Annotated in this window: 14 protein-coding genes; 8 read left to right on the top strand and 6 right to left on the bottom strand. The window is 41.0% G+C overall.

Annotated features, from left to right (window positions below; translation table 11 throughout):
* Together A9Z07_RS07570 and A9Z07_RS07565 are read left to right on the top strand one after the other, a co-directional pair.
* A partial coding sequence (locus A9Z07_RS07570) for a helix-turn-helix domain-containing protein (protein ID WP_069577830.1) occupies positions 1-582 on the top strand: 582 nt, incomplete at its 5' end.
* Positions 583-602: 20 nt separating this feature from the next.
* The gene (locus tag A9Z07_RS07565) at positions 603-1,496 is read left to right on the top strand and encodes a LysR family transcriptional regulator (RefSeq protein WP_069577829.1); all 894 of its coding nucleotides are present in this window, start codon (positions 603-605) and stop codon (positions 1,494-1,496) included.
* A 179-nt stretch (positions 1,497-1,675) separates the two neighbouring features.
* Here the strand turns inward: A9Z07_RS07565 and A9Z07_RS07560 are convergent, their stop codons facing one another.
* The 4 genes from A9Z07_RS07560 to A9Z07_RS07545 form a co-directional block, all read right to left on the bottom strand.
* Positions 1,676-2,062, bottom strand: a complete 387-nt coding sequence (locus A9Z07_RS07560; RefSeq protein ID WP_047431644.1) for a carboxymuconolactone decarboxylase family protein — start codon at positions 2,060-2,062, stop codon at positions 1,676-1,678.
* Positions 2,063-2,336: 274 nt separating this feature from the next.
* The gene (locus A9Z07_RS07555; RefSeq protein ID WP_062847043.1) at positions 2,337-2,828 is read right to left on the bottom strand and encodes a flavin reductase; all 492 of its coding nucleotides are present in this window, start codon (positions 2,826-2,828) and stop codon (positions 2,337-2,339) included.
* A gap of 87 nt (positions 2,829-2,915) precedes the next feature.
* Positions 2,916-3,944: a methionine synthase gene (locus tag A9Z07_RS07550; RefSeq protein WP_004774583.1), complete on the bottom strand. Its 1,029-nt coding sequence runs from the start codon at positions 3,942-3,944 to the stop codon at positions 2,916-2,918.
* 36 nt (positions 3,945-3,980) lie between these two features.
* On the bottom strand, positions 3,981-4,949 hold the full coding sequence (locus A9Z07_RS07545; protein WP_032810990.1) for a DUF1852 domain-containing protein: 969 nt from the start codon (positions 4,947-4,949) through the stop codon (positions 3,981-3,983).
* Between the two features lie 408 nt (positions 4,950-5,357).
* Between A9Z07_RS07545 and A9Z07_RS07540 the strand changes: the two genes are divergently transcribed.
* On the top strand, positions 5,358-6,767 hold the full coding sequence (locus tag A9Z07_RS07540) for a methylenetetrahydrofolate reductase C-terminal domain-containing protein (protein WP_081406417.1): 1,410 nt from the start codon (positions 5,358-5,360) through the stop codon (positions 6,765-6,767).
* 16 nt (positions 6,768-6,783) lie between these two features.
* On the opposite strand, the gene A9Z07_RS07535 is transcribed toward A9Z07_RS07540, so the two are convergent.
* The gene (locus A9Z07_RS07535; RefSeq protein WP_069577827.1) at positions 6,784-7,476 is read right to left on the bottom strand and encodes an alpha/beta fold hydrolase; all 693 of its coding nucleotides are present in this window, start codon (positions 7,474-7,476) and stop codon (positions 6,784-6,786) included.
* Between the two features lie 122 nt (positions 7,477-7,598).
* On the bottom strand, positions 7,599-7,832 hold the full coding sequence (locus A9Z07_RS17955; protein WP_016542013.1) for a hypothetical protein: 234 nt from the start codon (positions 7,830-7,832) through the stop codon (positions 7,599-7,601).
* Positions 7,833-8,105: 273 nt separating this feature from the next.
* On the opposite strand from A9Z07_RS17955, the gene A9Z07_RS07525 reads away from it, so the two are divergent.
* The 5 genes from A9Z07_RS07525 (at position 8,106) to acnA (ending at position 15,312) form a co-directional block, all read left to right on the top strand.
* On the top strand, positions 8,106-9,695 hold the full coding sequence (locus A9Z07_RS07525) for a peptide chain release factor 3 (RefSeq protein ID WP_005255155.1): 1,590 nt from the start codon (positions 8,106-8,108) through the stop codon (positions 9,693-9,695).
* A 69-nt stretch (positions 9,696-9,764) separates the two neighbouring features.
* Positions 9,765-10,589, top strand: a complete 825-nt coding sequence (locus A9Z07_RS07520; protein WP_171258957.1) for a hypothetical protein — start codon at positions 9,765-9,767, stop codon at positions 10,587-10,589.
* 119 nt (positions 10,590-10,708) lie between these two features.
* The gene (locus tag A9Z07_RS07515) at positions 10,709-11,617 is read left to right on the top strand and encodes an RsiV family protein (RefSeq protein ID WP_069577825.1); all 909 of its coding nucleotides are present in this window, start codon (positions 10,709-10,711) and stop codon (positions 11,615-11,617) included.
* 6 nt (positions 11,618-11,623) lie between these two features.
* Positions 11,624-12,442 (top strand): TatD family hydrolase, encoded by an 819-nt coding sequence (locus A9Z07_RS07510; protein WP_069577824.1) that lies wholly within the window; start codon positions 11,624-11,626, stop codon positions 12,440-12,442.
* 113 nt (positions 12,443-12,555) lie between these two features.
* Entirely contained in the window at positions 12,556-15,312 is a 2,757-nt protein-coding gene (gene acnA, locus A9Z07_RS07505) for an aconitate hydratase AcnA (protein WP_069577823.1), read from the top strand.
* The last annotated feature ends 42 nt before the right edge of the window (positions 15,313-15,354 follow it).

Below are 15,354 nucleotides of genomic sequence, written 5' to 3'. Positions count from 1 at the left end.
TATTTTAGAGTGGTATTGATCTATCGATGTGATGTATTAAGTCGGGAGTTTTTACTTAAGGAATTTGAAAAAAGCATTAAATATTTACTTGATCATCTCAATATGGAAAGTACGCATTGTATTCTAGAGTCAGGTCTTGATGATATTTATAAAACTTCATTGTGCTCAAGGCAGATATTTGATTTTACTACAGTTTGTAAAACCTTTGATGAGTTCAGTATCGAGGATTTTTTTAGATTATATCCACGAGGACACAAAGACTCTGTTGGCTTTATTGAAAAGGTAAATGAACAAATCAATGAGACATTGTCAGAAGGAGAGCCTTATCTATTCAAAGTTGCAAAAAAAATGAGATTAACACCACGAGTGTTATCTAAAAAAATAATCACTGAGGGCGAAGAATTTAAAGCGCTTGTCAAACAAAAAAGATATGAAAAAGCATTAATTTTACTGCAAGATAAAGATGTGAGCCTATCTGATATCGCATATACGTTAGGTTACACAGAGCACAGCGCATTTACACGTGCTTTTAGGGGTTGGACAGGGTGCTCACCTGGCCAATTTAGAAAGTATTTCAGGTAACTATTGTGAGGTGTATAAATTTGGATATTAGGGATCTAAAAGCTTTTATATACGTTGTTGATAATCAATCAATAACGATTGCTTCAGAGAAGTTAGGCGTGAAGCAATCAACAGTCACCAAGCGCATTTATAATGTTGAAGGAAAAGTAAAAGGTGCGCTACTAAATAGAAAAACGCGCCCCCTGCAGTTGACACGGTTAGGGGAAAAAGTTTACTTCAAAGGATGCTTTATCTTAAAGCAATTAGAATTACTCAAAAGTTTTCACTATGAAAACAATGAAATTTTTGAAAAAGTAGTAAAGATTGGAATACCACAAACACTGATTGATGATTTATTAGATACCGTTATCTATGAATCGAAACAGGTGACTCATCTCTCTGAAATTGATATTTCAAGTGGCTGGGGACGTAGTCTGGTTCAACAAATTCATGAGGGTGAAATTGATCTGGCTGCATTGATGATTCCATCAAACCTCGAGCTTCCAGAAAATATAAATTTCTCAAAGATTGGAACACTTCCTTTTGTGATTGTGGGTAAAAAAGGAGAAGCTTATAAATATAATAGTTTGGAAAAATGTAGTAAAAAAGGTTGGATTTTACATCCAGAAGGATGTTGCTTCAGAGAAAGTTTGGCTAAAGTTTTATACGATAAGCAGTTAGGATTTTATATCAATAAAGAAATCTTTGGCGTTGAATTTCAATTACAAAGTATTTTGAAAGGTGAAGGCTTAGGTGTCTTTCCTAAACCTTTTTTCGACAAATTCGCATTAGAAAATAGTGATTTAGAAGTTATTGAGTTAAATGATTTTTCTCTACATTTAAATGTTGGTGTCGTGATCTCTCAGTATATAGGCATTGATCAAGCCGATTCTTTTATTAAAATCATTAAAAAACATTATTTTAATGATAATTAAGTAAACGGTATAAAAGTATACCTAAGAGACTGATTACGTTATCCATCGCAAAAACAAGCCATTATTCTGGAATAGCATCATCTTTTAAAGTTTACACAACATATTTAAAAAGCCCTTAATATATAAGGGCTTTTTTAGAAAATAACGTTATATTTTATTGAAAAGATAATAAAAATTCCTTATAGATCCTTTTGATAGTCATTAATCACTTCAAGTGCTGCCCGAAAGGCTTCCTGAGTTGCAGGTGCGCCGCAATATGGCAGGCTATGTAACAAGACTTCCTGAATTTCCTCAACGCTGGCGCCATTGTTTAAAGCTCCGCGAATATGTCCTTTGAGTTCAGTTGGACTTTTCAGTGCGGTTAAGAAAGCGATTGTCACCAGAGAGCGATATTTACGTGGTAATACACCTTCACGTTGCCAGGTTGATCCCCAAGCATGTTCATTAATCCAGTCTTGTAACGGTTGTGTGAAAGGCACGGTATTGTCCTGTGCACGCTTTACAAATGATTCGCCCATAACTTCAGTACGAACTTTTAATCCATTTTCAAAATCTTGTTGTGACATATTTTTACTCTATTAAGAATGCAACAGAAGAGATGATGTTTCGAAACCTACTTCATCCTAACTGAATCAGGCGATAAGCTAAAGTCATCGTGTTTGACTGATGATTCTCAAGTTAGATGATAGATATTCTGCAAAGAAGATGACGAGCCATTGAAGGTCGGTAAGGGTGCACCTGTGGATAAATGAAGACATATCCACATTGGATGGAGTGCTAAATAAGACTAATTAAGAGGCTTTAATTTAAGGGGAAAGAGGATTGATATAAAAGCTGAAGTTAAGCGATTTCCGTCAGCCCCACTTGATGATAAGCACGATTAAAATAAACCAGACTTTGATCATGATGGCTTTTCTTAATCGCCACAATACGACAAATAAAGATGGTATGGGTTCCGACTTCTTGAATCTGCTCGATTTCACAATCAAAATTGACCAGTGCATCTTCTAAGACTGGTGCACCTGTTTCTAATTCTGTCCAGATACCATGTTTGAATCTTTCTTCTGGGCTTAATCGGGATGAAAACGCTTTAGAAATATGTTCATGTTGAGCGCTTAACACATTTACGGTGAGGATTTTATTTTCCACAAAATGTGTATGGGAACTCGATGCTTTATTCATGCAGACCAATAATGTCGGAGGCGTGTCGGTAACGCTACACACAGCAGAGGCCGTGAATCCATAACGACCAGACAGGCCAGCCGTGGTAATGACATTGACGGCACTGGTTAATAAAGACATTGCATTTCTAAAGTCTGTCGCTTCAATCATCACTTTATTCCCAAATTGAACCTGATCTTTTGAAGAAGCCAAGGGCTAGCTGATGTAACCCTTTAGCCTTCAAGAGATTGGTAAATATTAAGCTGATAGCTCTTTTCGAACGATTTCTGCACCAGCGCTTAAGGCATGCAGTTTACCTGTCGCGACGCGACGTGATAAAGGCGCCATACCACAGTTGGTTGAAGGGTAGAGCTTGTCGGCATCAACAAACTGAAGCGCTTTACGGAGCGTATTGGCAACTTCTTCAGGTGTTTCAATCTGATTGGTTGCAACATCAATCGCACCGACCATCACTTTTTTGCCGCGAATCAGTTCAATCAGATCCATTGGCACACGCGAGTTCTGACACTCGAGTGAGATGATATCGATTTTAGATTGTTGTAACTTCGGAAAGGCTTCTTCGTATTGGCGCCATTCTGAACCGAGTGTTTTTTTCCAGTCGGTATTGGCTTTGATGCCGTAACCGTAGCAAATGTGTACGGCCGTTTCACATTTCAGCCCTTCCAGTGCACGCTCTAGAGTCGCTACACCCCAGTCATTTACTTCATCAAAAAATACATTAAATGCAGGTTCATCAAATTGAATAATATCGACGCCAGCAGCTTCTAATTCTCTTGCTTCCTGATTCAGGATTTTGGCGAATTCCCAAGCCAGTTTTTCACGGCTTTTATAGTGACCATCATAAAGTGTATCAATCATGGTCATTGGGCCAGGCAGTGCCCATTTGATCGGTTGATTGGTTTGCTGGCGTAAAAACTTGGCATCTTCAACAAACACTGGTTTTTGACGAGACACTGCACCGACGACCGATGGCACGCTTGCATCATAGCGGTTACGGATTCGGACCGTTTCGCGTTTTTCAAAGTCGACCCCATCAAGATGTTCAATGAAGGTGGTGACAAAGTGTTGGCGGGTTTGCTCGCCATCGCTGACAATATCAATCCCTGCATGGCGTTGTTCTTGTAAGGACAGACGCAATGCATCCTGTTTGCCTTCAATTAATTGCTCATCTTGCAACTTCCAAGGTGACCAAAGTTTTTCTGGCTCTGCCAGCCAAGAGGGTTTCGGTAAGCTGCCAGCAGTTGAAGTCGGTAATAATATTTTCATAATCAATAATCTTGTTTATCTAGGTGAATAAAGTAATTAGTTTGCAGCCCATTGCTGAAGAATCGTTTGATAAGGCTTGATGAACTGTTCTTCAGTAAATTTGCCTTGTTTAATCGCCAACTGGCTGCGTTCTTCTCGGTCATAAACAATACGTGTTAATGAATAGTCCTGATGCTTTAAGCTTGGCTGGTAGGTTTTTCCTGCTGCCGAATTCGCGTTATAGATTTCTGGACGATAAATTTTCTGGAAAGTTTCCATCGTACTAATGGTGCCGATCAGTTCAAGATCAGTGTAATCATCAAGCAGATCCCCGCGATGATAAAACGCTAATGGTGCAACGCTATTTGGCGGCATGAAATAGCGAACCTTCAAGCCCATTTTCTCGAAATATTGATCCGTTAAAGAGTATTCATCTTGTTGATATTCAACTCCCAAGACCGGATGCTGATTTGCAGTTTGATGATAAGTCTTACTGCTCGAAACGCTCAGGCAAATCACAGGAGATTTCTGGAAATTACTGCTATACGTTTTTGAGTCCAAGAATGATTTAAAGATTTTCCCATGTAGCTCGCCATAGTTTTCTGGAAGGCTAAATTGCGGTTTATCTTTATTATGTTCTAGCAGTAACACGCTAAAATCATAATCACGGACATATGAGGAGAAATTGTTTCCTACAATGCCATCAATGCGTTGATTATTTTTATGATCAACAATATTGGTTTTCAGGATTTCAATGGTAGGGAAGGTCTCACCTTTGCCTTCAACATCAATATCAACTGAAATAATTTCAAGCTCAACAGAATAACGGTCTGCTGTCGGGTTATCCCAATGCGCCAGACTATTAAAACGATTGTTAATCATCTTTAAGGTATTGCGCAGATTCTCTTGACGGCTTTCACCTCTCGCCAGATTGGCAAAGTTGGTGGTGATACGCGTATTGTCTGAGGGCTGATAGTTTTCATCGAAACTAATGCGCTTAATCGTAAATGTAAACTCTTTGCTCATGATGATCTGATACCCTAATTTCTGAGATAAAACCTTATTTCTGTGTTGCCCTTTCTGGATGTTCCATTTTTTTGGATCTTCCCAGTCAATCGGATTTTCAGTCTGTTCTGATGTTTGCCGAAGCAGTTCCATCAGAATCAACCCTCAGATTGTCTCGTATGAAGAGCATGAGCTAATTTATACTTGAAACATGACATGAATAAAAATGATTTTGTTTCAATGGAAGGTGAGTAAAATTCATGTTTGTGTGTTTCATTAAGCGTAGCGGGCATTTCACGACGATAGCGTGCCTATAATTTGAAGCCACTGAACCTGAAATTATTCTGAGGTTTACTTTCAAAGCGTATCACTTATAATTTCAGGCCAGCAGTATTTGCCTGACTTCTTCCTTTTTAAATCTCTTTCATTATGTCTTTATTTTCTCAGTGTTTAGAGCAGAAACGATTCTGTATTCTGGTGGAATATCTTTGCTCTAAGCGTGATACCTTGGCTGTAATAAAAAGTCTGGCTGGTTTTCCGGCAATGATGACTTTGGCCGATCGCGTGCACAGTGATGAAGATCCAGCACCATTAGAATTGGCACAAAGATATTCTTCTGAGATTGAAAAAATTCTACATTTTTCAGGTAAAGGTCGGGATATTAAAGAATTTGAACACTTTCTCGATCAGGCTGAGCAGCAGGGATATCACAATCTTCTTTTATTAACTGGCGATAAACTGAAGAATCATAATTTTGGACGGGAAATTCCTGCACAACGCTCTCGTTATTTAGAGTCTGTGAGTGCTGTGATGGTAGCCAAACAACGGCATGTGTTTAATATTGGAGTGGCTTTTAATCCATTTAAATATACTGAGGCTGAGCGGGATGCCCAATATCTAAAACTGCATAAAAAGATAAAAGCGGGTGCAGATTTTCTGATTACTCAGCTTGGATTTGATCTGGATTGTCTTCAGCACAGCCAATCCTTTATCTCTCAGAATTATAAACAATTTCCTTTAATTGCCTGCGTGATGCCACTGACCTTAAAACGTGCGCAATTTATGGTGAAAAATCAGGTTGCTGGACTGGTGATTGCTCCACATATTGTGGATGTTCTTGAGCGTGAGTATGCGGCGGATCCTGTTCAGGCGGAAGCAAATGTCTACGCGCGTTGTGCATTGCAGATCCTGATCTGTAAACATCTCGGTTATGTTGGTGTACATTTATCGGCTTGTCATAAGCCACAAGAACAACAGAAACTGGAACAGTTTTTAAAGCAATTTGAAAACTGGTCTTTAGAAGCTTGTGAAAAAGTATGGAAAGAGCTGTGGAAAATGGATTCAGGCCTTGAGCTTAAACCTGAGCTGTCCACTTTTTCAAAACCTGTTTCCCAGATTCAAATTCTTAAATATAAGAAAATGCATTTAATGCACCACATTTTTTTTGCTTCTCACGCAGCCTTAGGCGTTGGACGTTTTATTTTTAAAGCCAATTTCTGGAATAAACCACGCCCGCAGCATCTTTTATTGAAAATGGAACATTGGAGCAAACAACAGTTGGTGGGTTGCGAAAGCTGTGGTCACTGTCGACTGGATGACACGCTTTATATCTGCCCTGAAACCTGCCCCAAAGGCCTCGCCAATGGTCCTTGTGGAGGCACAACCTTAGACCGATGTGAATTTGGGGATCGTGAATGTATCCATTCGGTCAAAGCTCGACTGGCAAAAAGTATAGATCAAACCGAGGTTTTAAGAAGCAAATTGATCCCAGCGATTTCAATTGAAACCCGCTATACCAGTTCATGGAAAAACTGGTTTAGCAATTCAGACTTAAACTGATGAGAGTTATTTGTATTTATTGGTTGATCCATTCTGAAATGATCTGAGCCAATTGTTCAGGCTGCTCAAGGGGGATCATATGTCCAGAATTTTCGATTACTGCTAATTTTGAATCACGAATTTTATGAGAAAGCTCCAGTGCTTCTTCTTTTGAGCGGAGTTGATCTTGAGCAGCAGAGATAATAAGTGTTGGGCAGCTTATTTTATTGATATCTCCACATTTTCTGTTTAATAGAGATTGCCTCACGAAAGCCTCATAACCAAGGTTGATCCCCATTTTTTGAATACGTTTAATGAGCAGCTTATTTTGTGCATCCGCTGGATGGAGGGTTTTGGCGATAGAAATTGAACTCAAACCATGAAATTTTTCTTTGGTGCTGAGTCGAATCGCGGTGAGCTTTTGTTGTTTTTGTTCTTCTGTATCAGGTCGTAAAGATGAGGCAATAAGAATTAAGCTAGAAACTTTCTCTGGAAATTGTTCAGTTAAAGATCGGGCAATATAGCCGCCTAATGAAAACCCGACGAGTATAAATTCCTTAGGCGCATCTTTTGCAATGTTCTGAGCAATTTCAGCAATTGTCTCGCCCTGTAATAAATTTGCTCTTATGATATTCCATGTTTCTGGGAGCAGTGGAACAAGTTCATCCCAAAGTGATTCGTCTAACATAAAGCCGGGAATGAACACGATGGATATGCTTTTTTGATTCATGGGATTGAGAGGTCTTACTCATTTTATTCAGTATTACCTAAATCAATAGAGTGGGCAACCTGAGGAATCTTGGCTCAGGATTGGGTTGATTAGATGCTCTGCTTAGAGCGGTAGGTATCGGGTTACTCGAGTTCCAGTTGATGATCGTCTTTGGTCACTTTAATTTTTAGTTTTTTATACTTACGTTTATTGGGATCAAGGGCTGAGTTTTTGATTTCATTTGCAAAACTTTGATCTTGCATCAGCTCTGTATAGGCTTTATAGCCAAGTAGGATTTGAGTCGGTTGAGAGCCATTTCTTATAAAATAATGGTCAATCATCGCATTTAGCTCAGCTAAAAGTACTGATTTACTCACTCTTATGTCCTTAACAATCTTTAGGCAAAGGGAGTATATGGTTAAAAAATTCTGCTGAATATAAAGTGAGCTTTTGATGATGAGATTGTCATAAAAGGTTAATAAATAAGGTGGATTTTAACTGTGATGTGGATAACTCAAGATCTATCAACAATCAATCAATATCTTCTCTAAATCTGCTACAATTGCGCCAATTTTGAATTACCACTTTTTCAGTTCAAGTACATATTTATAAATGTGTACATAACTGTGTACATATTGAAGATTTTCCCTATGTTTAAAGAGCAATTAGCTAAAGAAGTCGCAAGTCGCAGGACTTTTGCGATCATTTCCCACCCCGATGCGGGTAAGACCACCATGACAGAAAAACTGTTGTTATGGGGGAAGGCAATTCAGGTTGCTGGGATGGTAAAAAGCCGTAAGTCTGACCGTTCTGCCACATCTGACTGGATGGAAATGGAAAAAGAGCGTGGCATCTCGATTACCACGTCAGTGATGCAGTTTCCTTATAAAAAGCACACGATCAACTTGCTGGATACGCCGGGACATGAAGACTTCTCGGAAGATACATACCGTACCTTAACGGCGGTTGACTCTGCATTGATGGTGATCGACGGTGCAAAAGGTGTCGAAGAACGTACCATTAAATTGATGGAAGTGTGTCGTATGCGCGACACGCCAATCATTTCATTCGTGAACAAAATGGACCGTGAAATCCGTGAGCCATTAGAGTTACTGGATGAAATTGAAAATGTTCTAAACATCCGTTGTGTACCAATCACATGGCCATTGGGGATGGGACGTGACTTTGCAGGTGTCTATAACCTGCTTGAAGACAAGCTTTATGTCTATAAGGCTGGTTTTGGTTCAACCATTACCGATATCGATGTTCGTGATGGTTATGATCATCCAGATATCCGTGAAAAAGTGGGGGAGTTGGCATGGGCTTCTTTTGAAGAATCTCTTGAGCTGGTTCAAATGGCCAATGAACCACTAGACCGTGAATTATTCTTACAAGGCAAGCAAACGCCTGTGCTTTTTGGTACCGCATTGGGTAACTTCGCGGTTGACCATGTTTTGGATACCTTTATTAACTGGGCACCAGAACCAAAAGCGCATCCAACCCAAGAACGTGTGGTTGAAGCGAAAGAAGAAGGTTTCACTGGCTTTGTCTTTAAGATTCAGGCCAATATGGACCCGAAACACCGTGACCGTATTGCCTTCATGCGTATTTGCTCAGGTAAATATGAAAAAGGCTTGAAAATGAATCATGTACGTATCGGTAAAGACGTGCGTATCAGTGATGCATTGACTTTCCTTGCGGGTGAACGTGAGCATCTGGAAGAAGCTTGGCCGGGTGATATCATTGGTTTGCACAACCACGGTACGATTCAGATTGGTGATACCTTTACCAGCGGTGAAAACTTACACTTTACGGGTATTCCACACTTCGCACCTGAAATGTTCCGCCGTGTACGTTTGAAAGATCCTTTGAAATCGAAGCAATTGCAAAAAGGTTTGAAAGAGTTATCTGAAGAAGGTGCAACACAGGTGTTTATGCCACAAATCAGTAATGACCTGATTGTTGGTGCAGTCGGTGTGTTACAGTTTGATGTGGTCGCATATCGCTTAAAAGAAGAATATAAGGTGGACTGTATTTATGAGCCTGTGAGTGTTCATACGGTACGCTGGATTCACTGTGATGATGACAAAATCCTGAATGAGTTTAAGAAAAAGGCGCATGATCAGCTTTCTGTTGATGGTGGCGGTCACCTAACTTATTTGGCACCAAGCCGTGTAAACTTGCAGTTGATGCAAGAACGTTGGCCTGATATCCAGTTCCGTAACACACGAGAACACTAAATTGCATAAAAACAGCTTCTAATTAGAGGCTGTTTTTAATTGAACGATCTAAAAATAAAGGATGATGAGATGAATGCTTTAAAACCACTTTTTGCTGTCAGTGTCTTGATTGGAATGATGGCTTTAACCGCATGTGATCATCCAGACAAAAATAAAGCCGATACTGCCGAAAGCAAACAGGCTGCGGCACCCGTCGAAAAAGCTGAAGTCTTGCCTTACTTAAATATGAAAGAGGCTAAGGCGGACTATGCTTTGCCATTTTGTGAAAAGAAAAACTGTATTGATGTCGATATCCAGACGGTAAAAACTCAGGATGAATGGCTAAATGCATGGATTGCAAAAAATCAGTCCAAAGTGATCCAGCAACAAATTGAACTGGATAAAAATCTGACCTTGCAACAAGCCATTAATGCCTATGTGAAAAAGTCAGATGAATGGCAGGACAAATATTCAAAAAATAAGGCTTATGAGCTGCACCTGAATACCCGAATCGCTTCACAGCGCAATCAATATGTACTGTTACAAGTTGGGGTCAATGCCCAGCAAGAAGATATGGCCGTGAAAGATCGCTTCTATTTCTTTGTTGCAGATCGTAAGTTGCAGAAGAGTCTCAGCGTACTAGATGTGATCCAGAAAGACCAGCAAAATGCATTAAACGAAATTGTTCAGGCGCATTATCAACAATGGATTACAAAACAATCTGCAGAAGTAAAAAAACAGGTACCAAAAAAACTGTATTGGGGACAGGCAGACTGGTTCTTTGACGGGGAAGGCATTGGCTTACATTATCGCGCCAATGAAATCAGTAAAGATGCCCCACAACTGGATATTTATTTAACCACTGAACAGACTCAAAAAATGCTCCAAGCTGAAATTTATCAACGCATGTTTTGATTCCGTTTAGAACAGCTTTTTTGAGTTTCGTATAGAAATTGCATGTGCTGCTAGCAGTTTTGCACTAACTTCGATAGCATTTAAAAATCTTGTGTAATAACAATGCTTATAGGTCTCAGATGAAAACATTTTATAAATATAGCGTTCTTGCATGTGCGGTTTTGCTTGCAGCATGCCAGCCGAAATCAGAGCCAAAAGAATCACAGGATAAGCCGCAAAATCCACCTGCGGTACAGCAACAGGCTGAACCTGTTTTACAAGGGGAAACGGTTAAGATTCAGGTGAAATTACCTGAATGCAAAGGTAATACCTGCCCAGACTTTACTGTTGAACGCTTGCAAAGTAATTTCCCATTTATCGATCAATTACTGGATCAACAAATTCTTAACCAGCTTGGTCGGATTTTAGAGGTAGTTGATGCAGATACACCTGCGGCTTCAACACCCAAAAACACTGAATCTAAATCAGATCTGGACAGTCAGGCGCAGTTATATGCAGATTCATTTGTCAAAATTGATGAAGAGCTGAAAGCCTTAAGTAGTAGTCATCAAATCAGCTTAATGATCAAGCCGAAGATCTTACAGCCAAAAGGTAAGCTGGCAACAGTGGTGCTCAATAGCAGCAGTTATTTAGGTGGGGCACATGGTGCAACCTCACAACGTTATTACAACTTTGATTTGGCAAATCAGAAACAGGTTCAGTTGCATGATCTGTTATTGCCAAAACAAAAAGCGACTTTAGACAAGCTGGCACATGAAGCATTTAAAACATGGATTGTGGATTCAAAGCTGGCTACTGATCCTAAAGAATATGAGCAGGCTTGGCCATTTCAGTTGACAGATAATTTCTTATTGGGCGAACAGGGCTTGATCCTGCAATATGGTGAATATGACATTGGCCCTTATGTGGTGGGTTTACCGCGTTTGGTGATTCCATTTAGTGAATTACAAGGGGTATTAAAACCTGAATATTTACCAAAAGTGGACGTACCAGCTGCATCTACACCTGTCGCAAATGAGAAAAAGTAAGCGCTGATGCAACTGTTCGATACCCATACCCATTTTGATGTTGCCGATTTCGATCATGATCGGCAACATCTGGCTGAGCAGGCCAAACGGGTTGGGGTCGATGCATTGGTATTAATCGGATTTCTACAATCACGATTTAATGACCTGATCCAGACACATCAGCAATTACAAAGCTGGGAGAATGTGCCGCAGTCTTATCTTGCTCCTGGATTACATCCATTTTATATCGAGCAGCATCAGCCAGAACATTTAGAAAGCTTAGAACAGATTTTGCAGCAGCATGACTGTGTGGCAGTGGGTGAAATTGGTCTGGATACTTTTTTAAAAGAACATAAACAGCCAGAATTATTTAGCAAACAACAGCATTATTTTATTGAGCAATTGCAACTCGCCAAGCAATATCAGAAACCGGTGTTATTACATATCCGTAAAGCGCATGCTGATACGATTGCAATTTTAAAAACTCAAAAATTCAAATTGGGTGGGATTGCGCATGCCTTCAGCGGCGGTGTTGAAGAAGCCAAAGCCATGATCAAGCTGGGTTTTAAAATCGGCATCACAGGGCAAATTACCAATCCAAATGCCAAAAAACTACATCAGGTGGTTCATGCCATTGGTTCGGAACATCTGGTCATTGAAACCGATTGTCCAGATATGACGCCGTTGTGCTGCCAGACTTCAACTGAACATCGAACCCGCAATACACCTGTTAATTTACCTTATGTTTTAGACAGTCTGGCGCAAATACTTGAGCGACCTCAAGCACAACTTGCCCAGCAACTTTGGCAAAACTCATGTGCCGCCTTACATCTCGGATCACAATAATAATCCCGTTAAAAATAAGGTAACTAAAAGGGAACACATCCTTTTTTAAACAGGGGTACATTAAAGAAAGAACTTCATAATAAACAATCAGCCAATACTGGGAGGGTAACCTTATGGCCAGATATAGCAAAATCAATAGTTTCAATGCATTACAAACACTAACTGTCGGTTCGAAATCCTATCAAATTTTTAACCTCACCCGAGCCGCACAGACACTGGGTAATATTGACCGCTTACCCAAATCACTCAAGGTTTTGCTAGAAAATTTACTGCGCTTTGAAGATGGAAAAAGTGTAAAAGTTGAGCATATTCAGGCGCTGGTAGACTGGCAGAAAAGCAAACGCTCCGATCAGGAAATTCAATATCGTCCTGCTCGTGTATTGATGCAGGATTTTACTGGTGTTCCTGCCGTCGTTGATTTGGCTGCCATGCGTGCAGCAATGGCACAAGCAGGAGGGGATCCGAACCGTATTAACCCGCTTTCGCCAGTGGATCTGGTTATTGACCATTCCGTAATGGTGGATTATTTCGCCAATGATCAGGCCTTTGCCGAGAACGTTGAAATTGAAATGCAGCGTAATGGTGAGCGCTACCAATTCCTGCGTTGGGGACAGTCTGCATTTAATAACTTTAGTGTGGTTCCACCAGGTACAGGGATTTGCCATCAGGTCAATCTGGAGTATCTTGCGCAAGCGGTGTGGCTGGGAGAAGATGAAGGGCAAAACTTTGCTTTTCCAGATACCTTGGTTGGCACAGATTCACATACCACCATGATTAATGGATTGGGTGTACTTGGTTGGGGTGTGGGTGGGATTGAAGCTGAAGCGGCAATGCTGGGACAGCCTGTATCGATGTTGATTCCAGAAGTAATTGGTTTCAAATTGACGGGTAAATTGAATGAAGGCATTACTGCAACCGATCTGGTATTGACCATTACCCAGATGCTACGTCAAAAAGGTGTAGTGGGTAAATTTGTTGAATTCTATGGGGATGGTCTGGCTGATTTACCGTTGGCAGACCGTGCCACGATTGCCAATATGGCACCAGAGTATGGTGCGACCTGTGGTTTCTTCCCAATCGATGAAGTCACACTCGGCTATTTAGCTCTGACAGGTCGCCAGCAAGAACGTATTGATTTGGTGGAAGCGTATAGTAAAGCTCAGGGGCTGTGGCGTAATGCAGGCGATGAGCCTGTTTTTACCGACACTTTGAGTCTGGATATGGGCACGGTGCAAGCCAGTCTGGCAGGGCCGAAACGTCCTCAAGATCGGGTGTTGTTGTCTGATGTACCAAAAACCTTTAATGCCTTAATGGAGCTGAACCTGAAACCCGCCAAAGAAGCCAAAGAGCGTCTGGAAAATGAAGGCGGTGGCGGTACGGCAGTAGAGGCCAAGAAAGCCAATCTTGCGCATGAAGAACCTTCTTGTACCATTGATGGAAAATCTTATCCTTTAAATGATGGTGATGTCGTCATTTCTGCGATCACCTCTTGTACCAATACCTCAAACCCAAGCGTGATGCTGGCTGCGGGTTTACTGGCTAAAAAAGCGATTGAGAAAGGCTTGCAGCGTAAACCTTGGGTCAAAAGCTCACTTGCGCCAGGCTCTAAAGTGGTGACGGATTATCTGGCAGCAGCTGGTTTAACGCCTTATCTGGATCAATTGGGCTATAACCTGGTGGGTTATGGGTGTACCACCTGTATCGGCAACTCGGGGCCGTTACCTGAACCGATTGAAGCAGCTATTCAATGTCATGACTTAAATGTGGCATCGGTACTTTCAGGAAACCGTAACTTTGAAGGGCGTGTGCATCCATTGGTGAAAACCAACTGGTTAGCATCGCCACCATTAGTCGTTGCTTATGGCCTAACAGGCAATATCCGTACTGATTTAACCACTCAGCCGATTGGACAAGGCAAAGATGGGCAAGATGTTTATCTCAAAGATATTTGGCCAAGCCAATCTGAAATTGATGCGGTATTACAGAAAGTGAATACCGACATGTTCCATAAAGAATATGCTGCGGTCTTTGATGGAGATGCGACATGGCAAGCGATCCAGATTCCACAGAGCCAGACTTATGCTTGGCAAAACAACTCAACCTATATTCGCCATCCTCCATTTTTTGAGGAAATTAACCAGCCGCCGAAAGCCATCCGCAATATTGAACAGGCGAATATTCTGGCTGTGCTGGGAGACTCGGTTACAACGGACCATATCTCACCTGCGGGTAATATCAAGAAAGATAGTCCTGCTGGACGTTATTTACAGGATCAGGGCGTTGAGCCGAAAGACTTTAACTCTTATGGATCACGACGTGGTAACCATGAAGTGATGATGCGCGGTACCTTTGCCAATATCCGGATTAAAAATGAGATGCTTGGGGGAGAAGAGGGCGGTAATACGCTTTATATCCCAACAGGCGAAAAGATGGCGATTTATGATGCCGCTATGCGTTATCAGCAGCAGCAAACACCATTGATCATTATTGCCGGTAAGGAATATGGTACGGGTTCTTCACGGGATTGGGCTGCCAAAGGAACCAACCTACTTGGCGTTAAAGCCGTTATCGCAGAAAGTTTTGAACGGATCCACCGCTCGAATCTGGTGGGAATGGGCGTGTTGCCATTGCAATTTGTAGATGGACAAACTCGTCAATCCTTAAACTTAACTGGGCATGAAGTTATTTCTATTCATGGCTTGTCCGATGATATCCAACCGCATCAGACACTCGATGTTGAAGTGGTTCGGGAAGATGGCAGTCAGGCCAAATTTAAAGTGCTCTGTCGAATCGATACCTTGAATGAGGTGGAGTACTTTAAGGCAGGCGGTATCTTGCATTATGTATTACGCAATTTAATTGCTGCTTAGTTTGATATGGCCCTGTAAATTTACAGGGCTTTTTTCACATCA

Origin of the sequence: Acinetobacter sp. YK3 (assembly GCF_001729365.1) — a bacterium.
GTDB lineage: Bacteria > Pseudomonadota > Gammaproteobacteria > Pseudomonadales > Moraxellaceae > Acinetobacter > Acinetobacter vivianii.
The sequence above is the reverse complement of the archived record's forward strand: the minus strand, read 5'-3'. Positions and strand labels throughout refer to the sequence as shown.

Coding starts and splice junctions, on each gene's coding strand:
- A9Z07_RS07560 (WP_047431644.1), bottom strand. CDS start 2,062: ATGTCACAACAAGATTTTGAAAATGGATTAAAAGTTCGTACTGAAGTT.
- A9Z07_RS07555 (WP_062847043.1), bottom strand. CDS start 2,828: ATGATTGAAGCGACAGACTTTAGAAATGCAATGTCTTTATTAACCAGT.
- A9Z07_RS07550 (WP_004774583.1), bottom strand. CDS start 3,944: ATGAAAATATTATTACCGACTTCAACTGCTGGCAGCTTACCGAAACCC.
- A9Z07_RS07545 (WP_032810990.1), bottom strand. CDS start 4,949: ATGAGCAAAGAGTTTACATTTACGATTAAGCGCATTAGTTTCGATGAA.
- A9Z07_RS07540 (WP_081406417.1), top strand. CDS start 5,358: ATGTCTTTATTTTCTCAGTGTTTAGAGCAGAAACGATTCTGTATTCTG.
- A9Z07_RS07535 (WP_069577827.1), bottom strand. CDS start 7,476: ATGAATCAAAAAAGCATATCCATCGTGTTCATTCCCGGCTTTATGTTA.
- A9Z07_RS07525 (WP_005255155.1), top strand. CDS start 8,106: ATGTTTAAAGAGCAATTAGCTAAAGAAGTCGCAAGTCGCAGGACTTTT.
- A9Z07_RS07520 (WP_171258957.1), top strand. CDS start 9,765: ATGAATGCTTTAAAACCACTTTTTGCTGTCAGTGTCTTGATTGGAATG.
- A9Z07_RS07515 (WP_069577825.1), top strand. CDS start 10,709: ATGAAAACATTTTATAAATATAGCGTTCTTGCATGTGCGGTTTTGCTT.
- A9Z07_RS07510 (WP_069577824.1), top strand. CDS start 11,624: ATGCAACTGTTCGATACCCATACCCATTTTGATGTTGCCGATTTCGAT.
- acnA (WP_069577823.1), top strand. CDS start 12,556: ATGGCCAGATATAGCAAAATCAATAGTTTCAATGCATTACAAACACTA.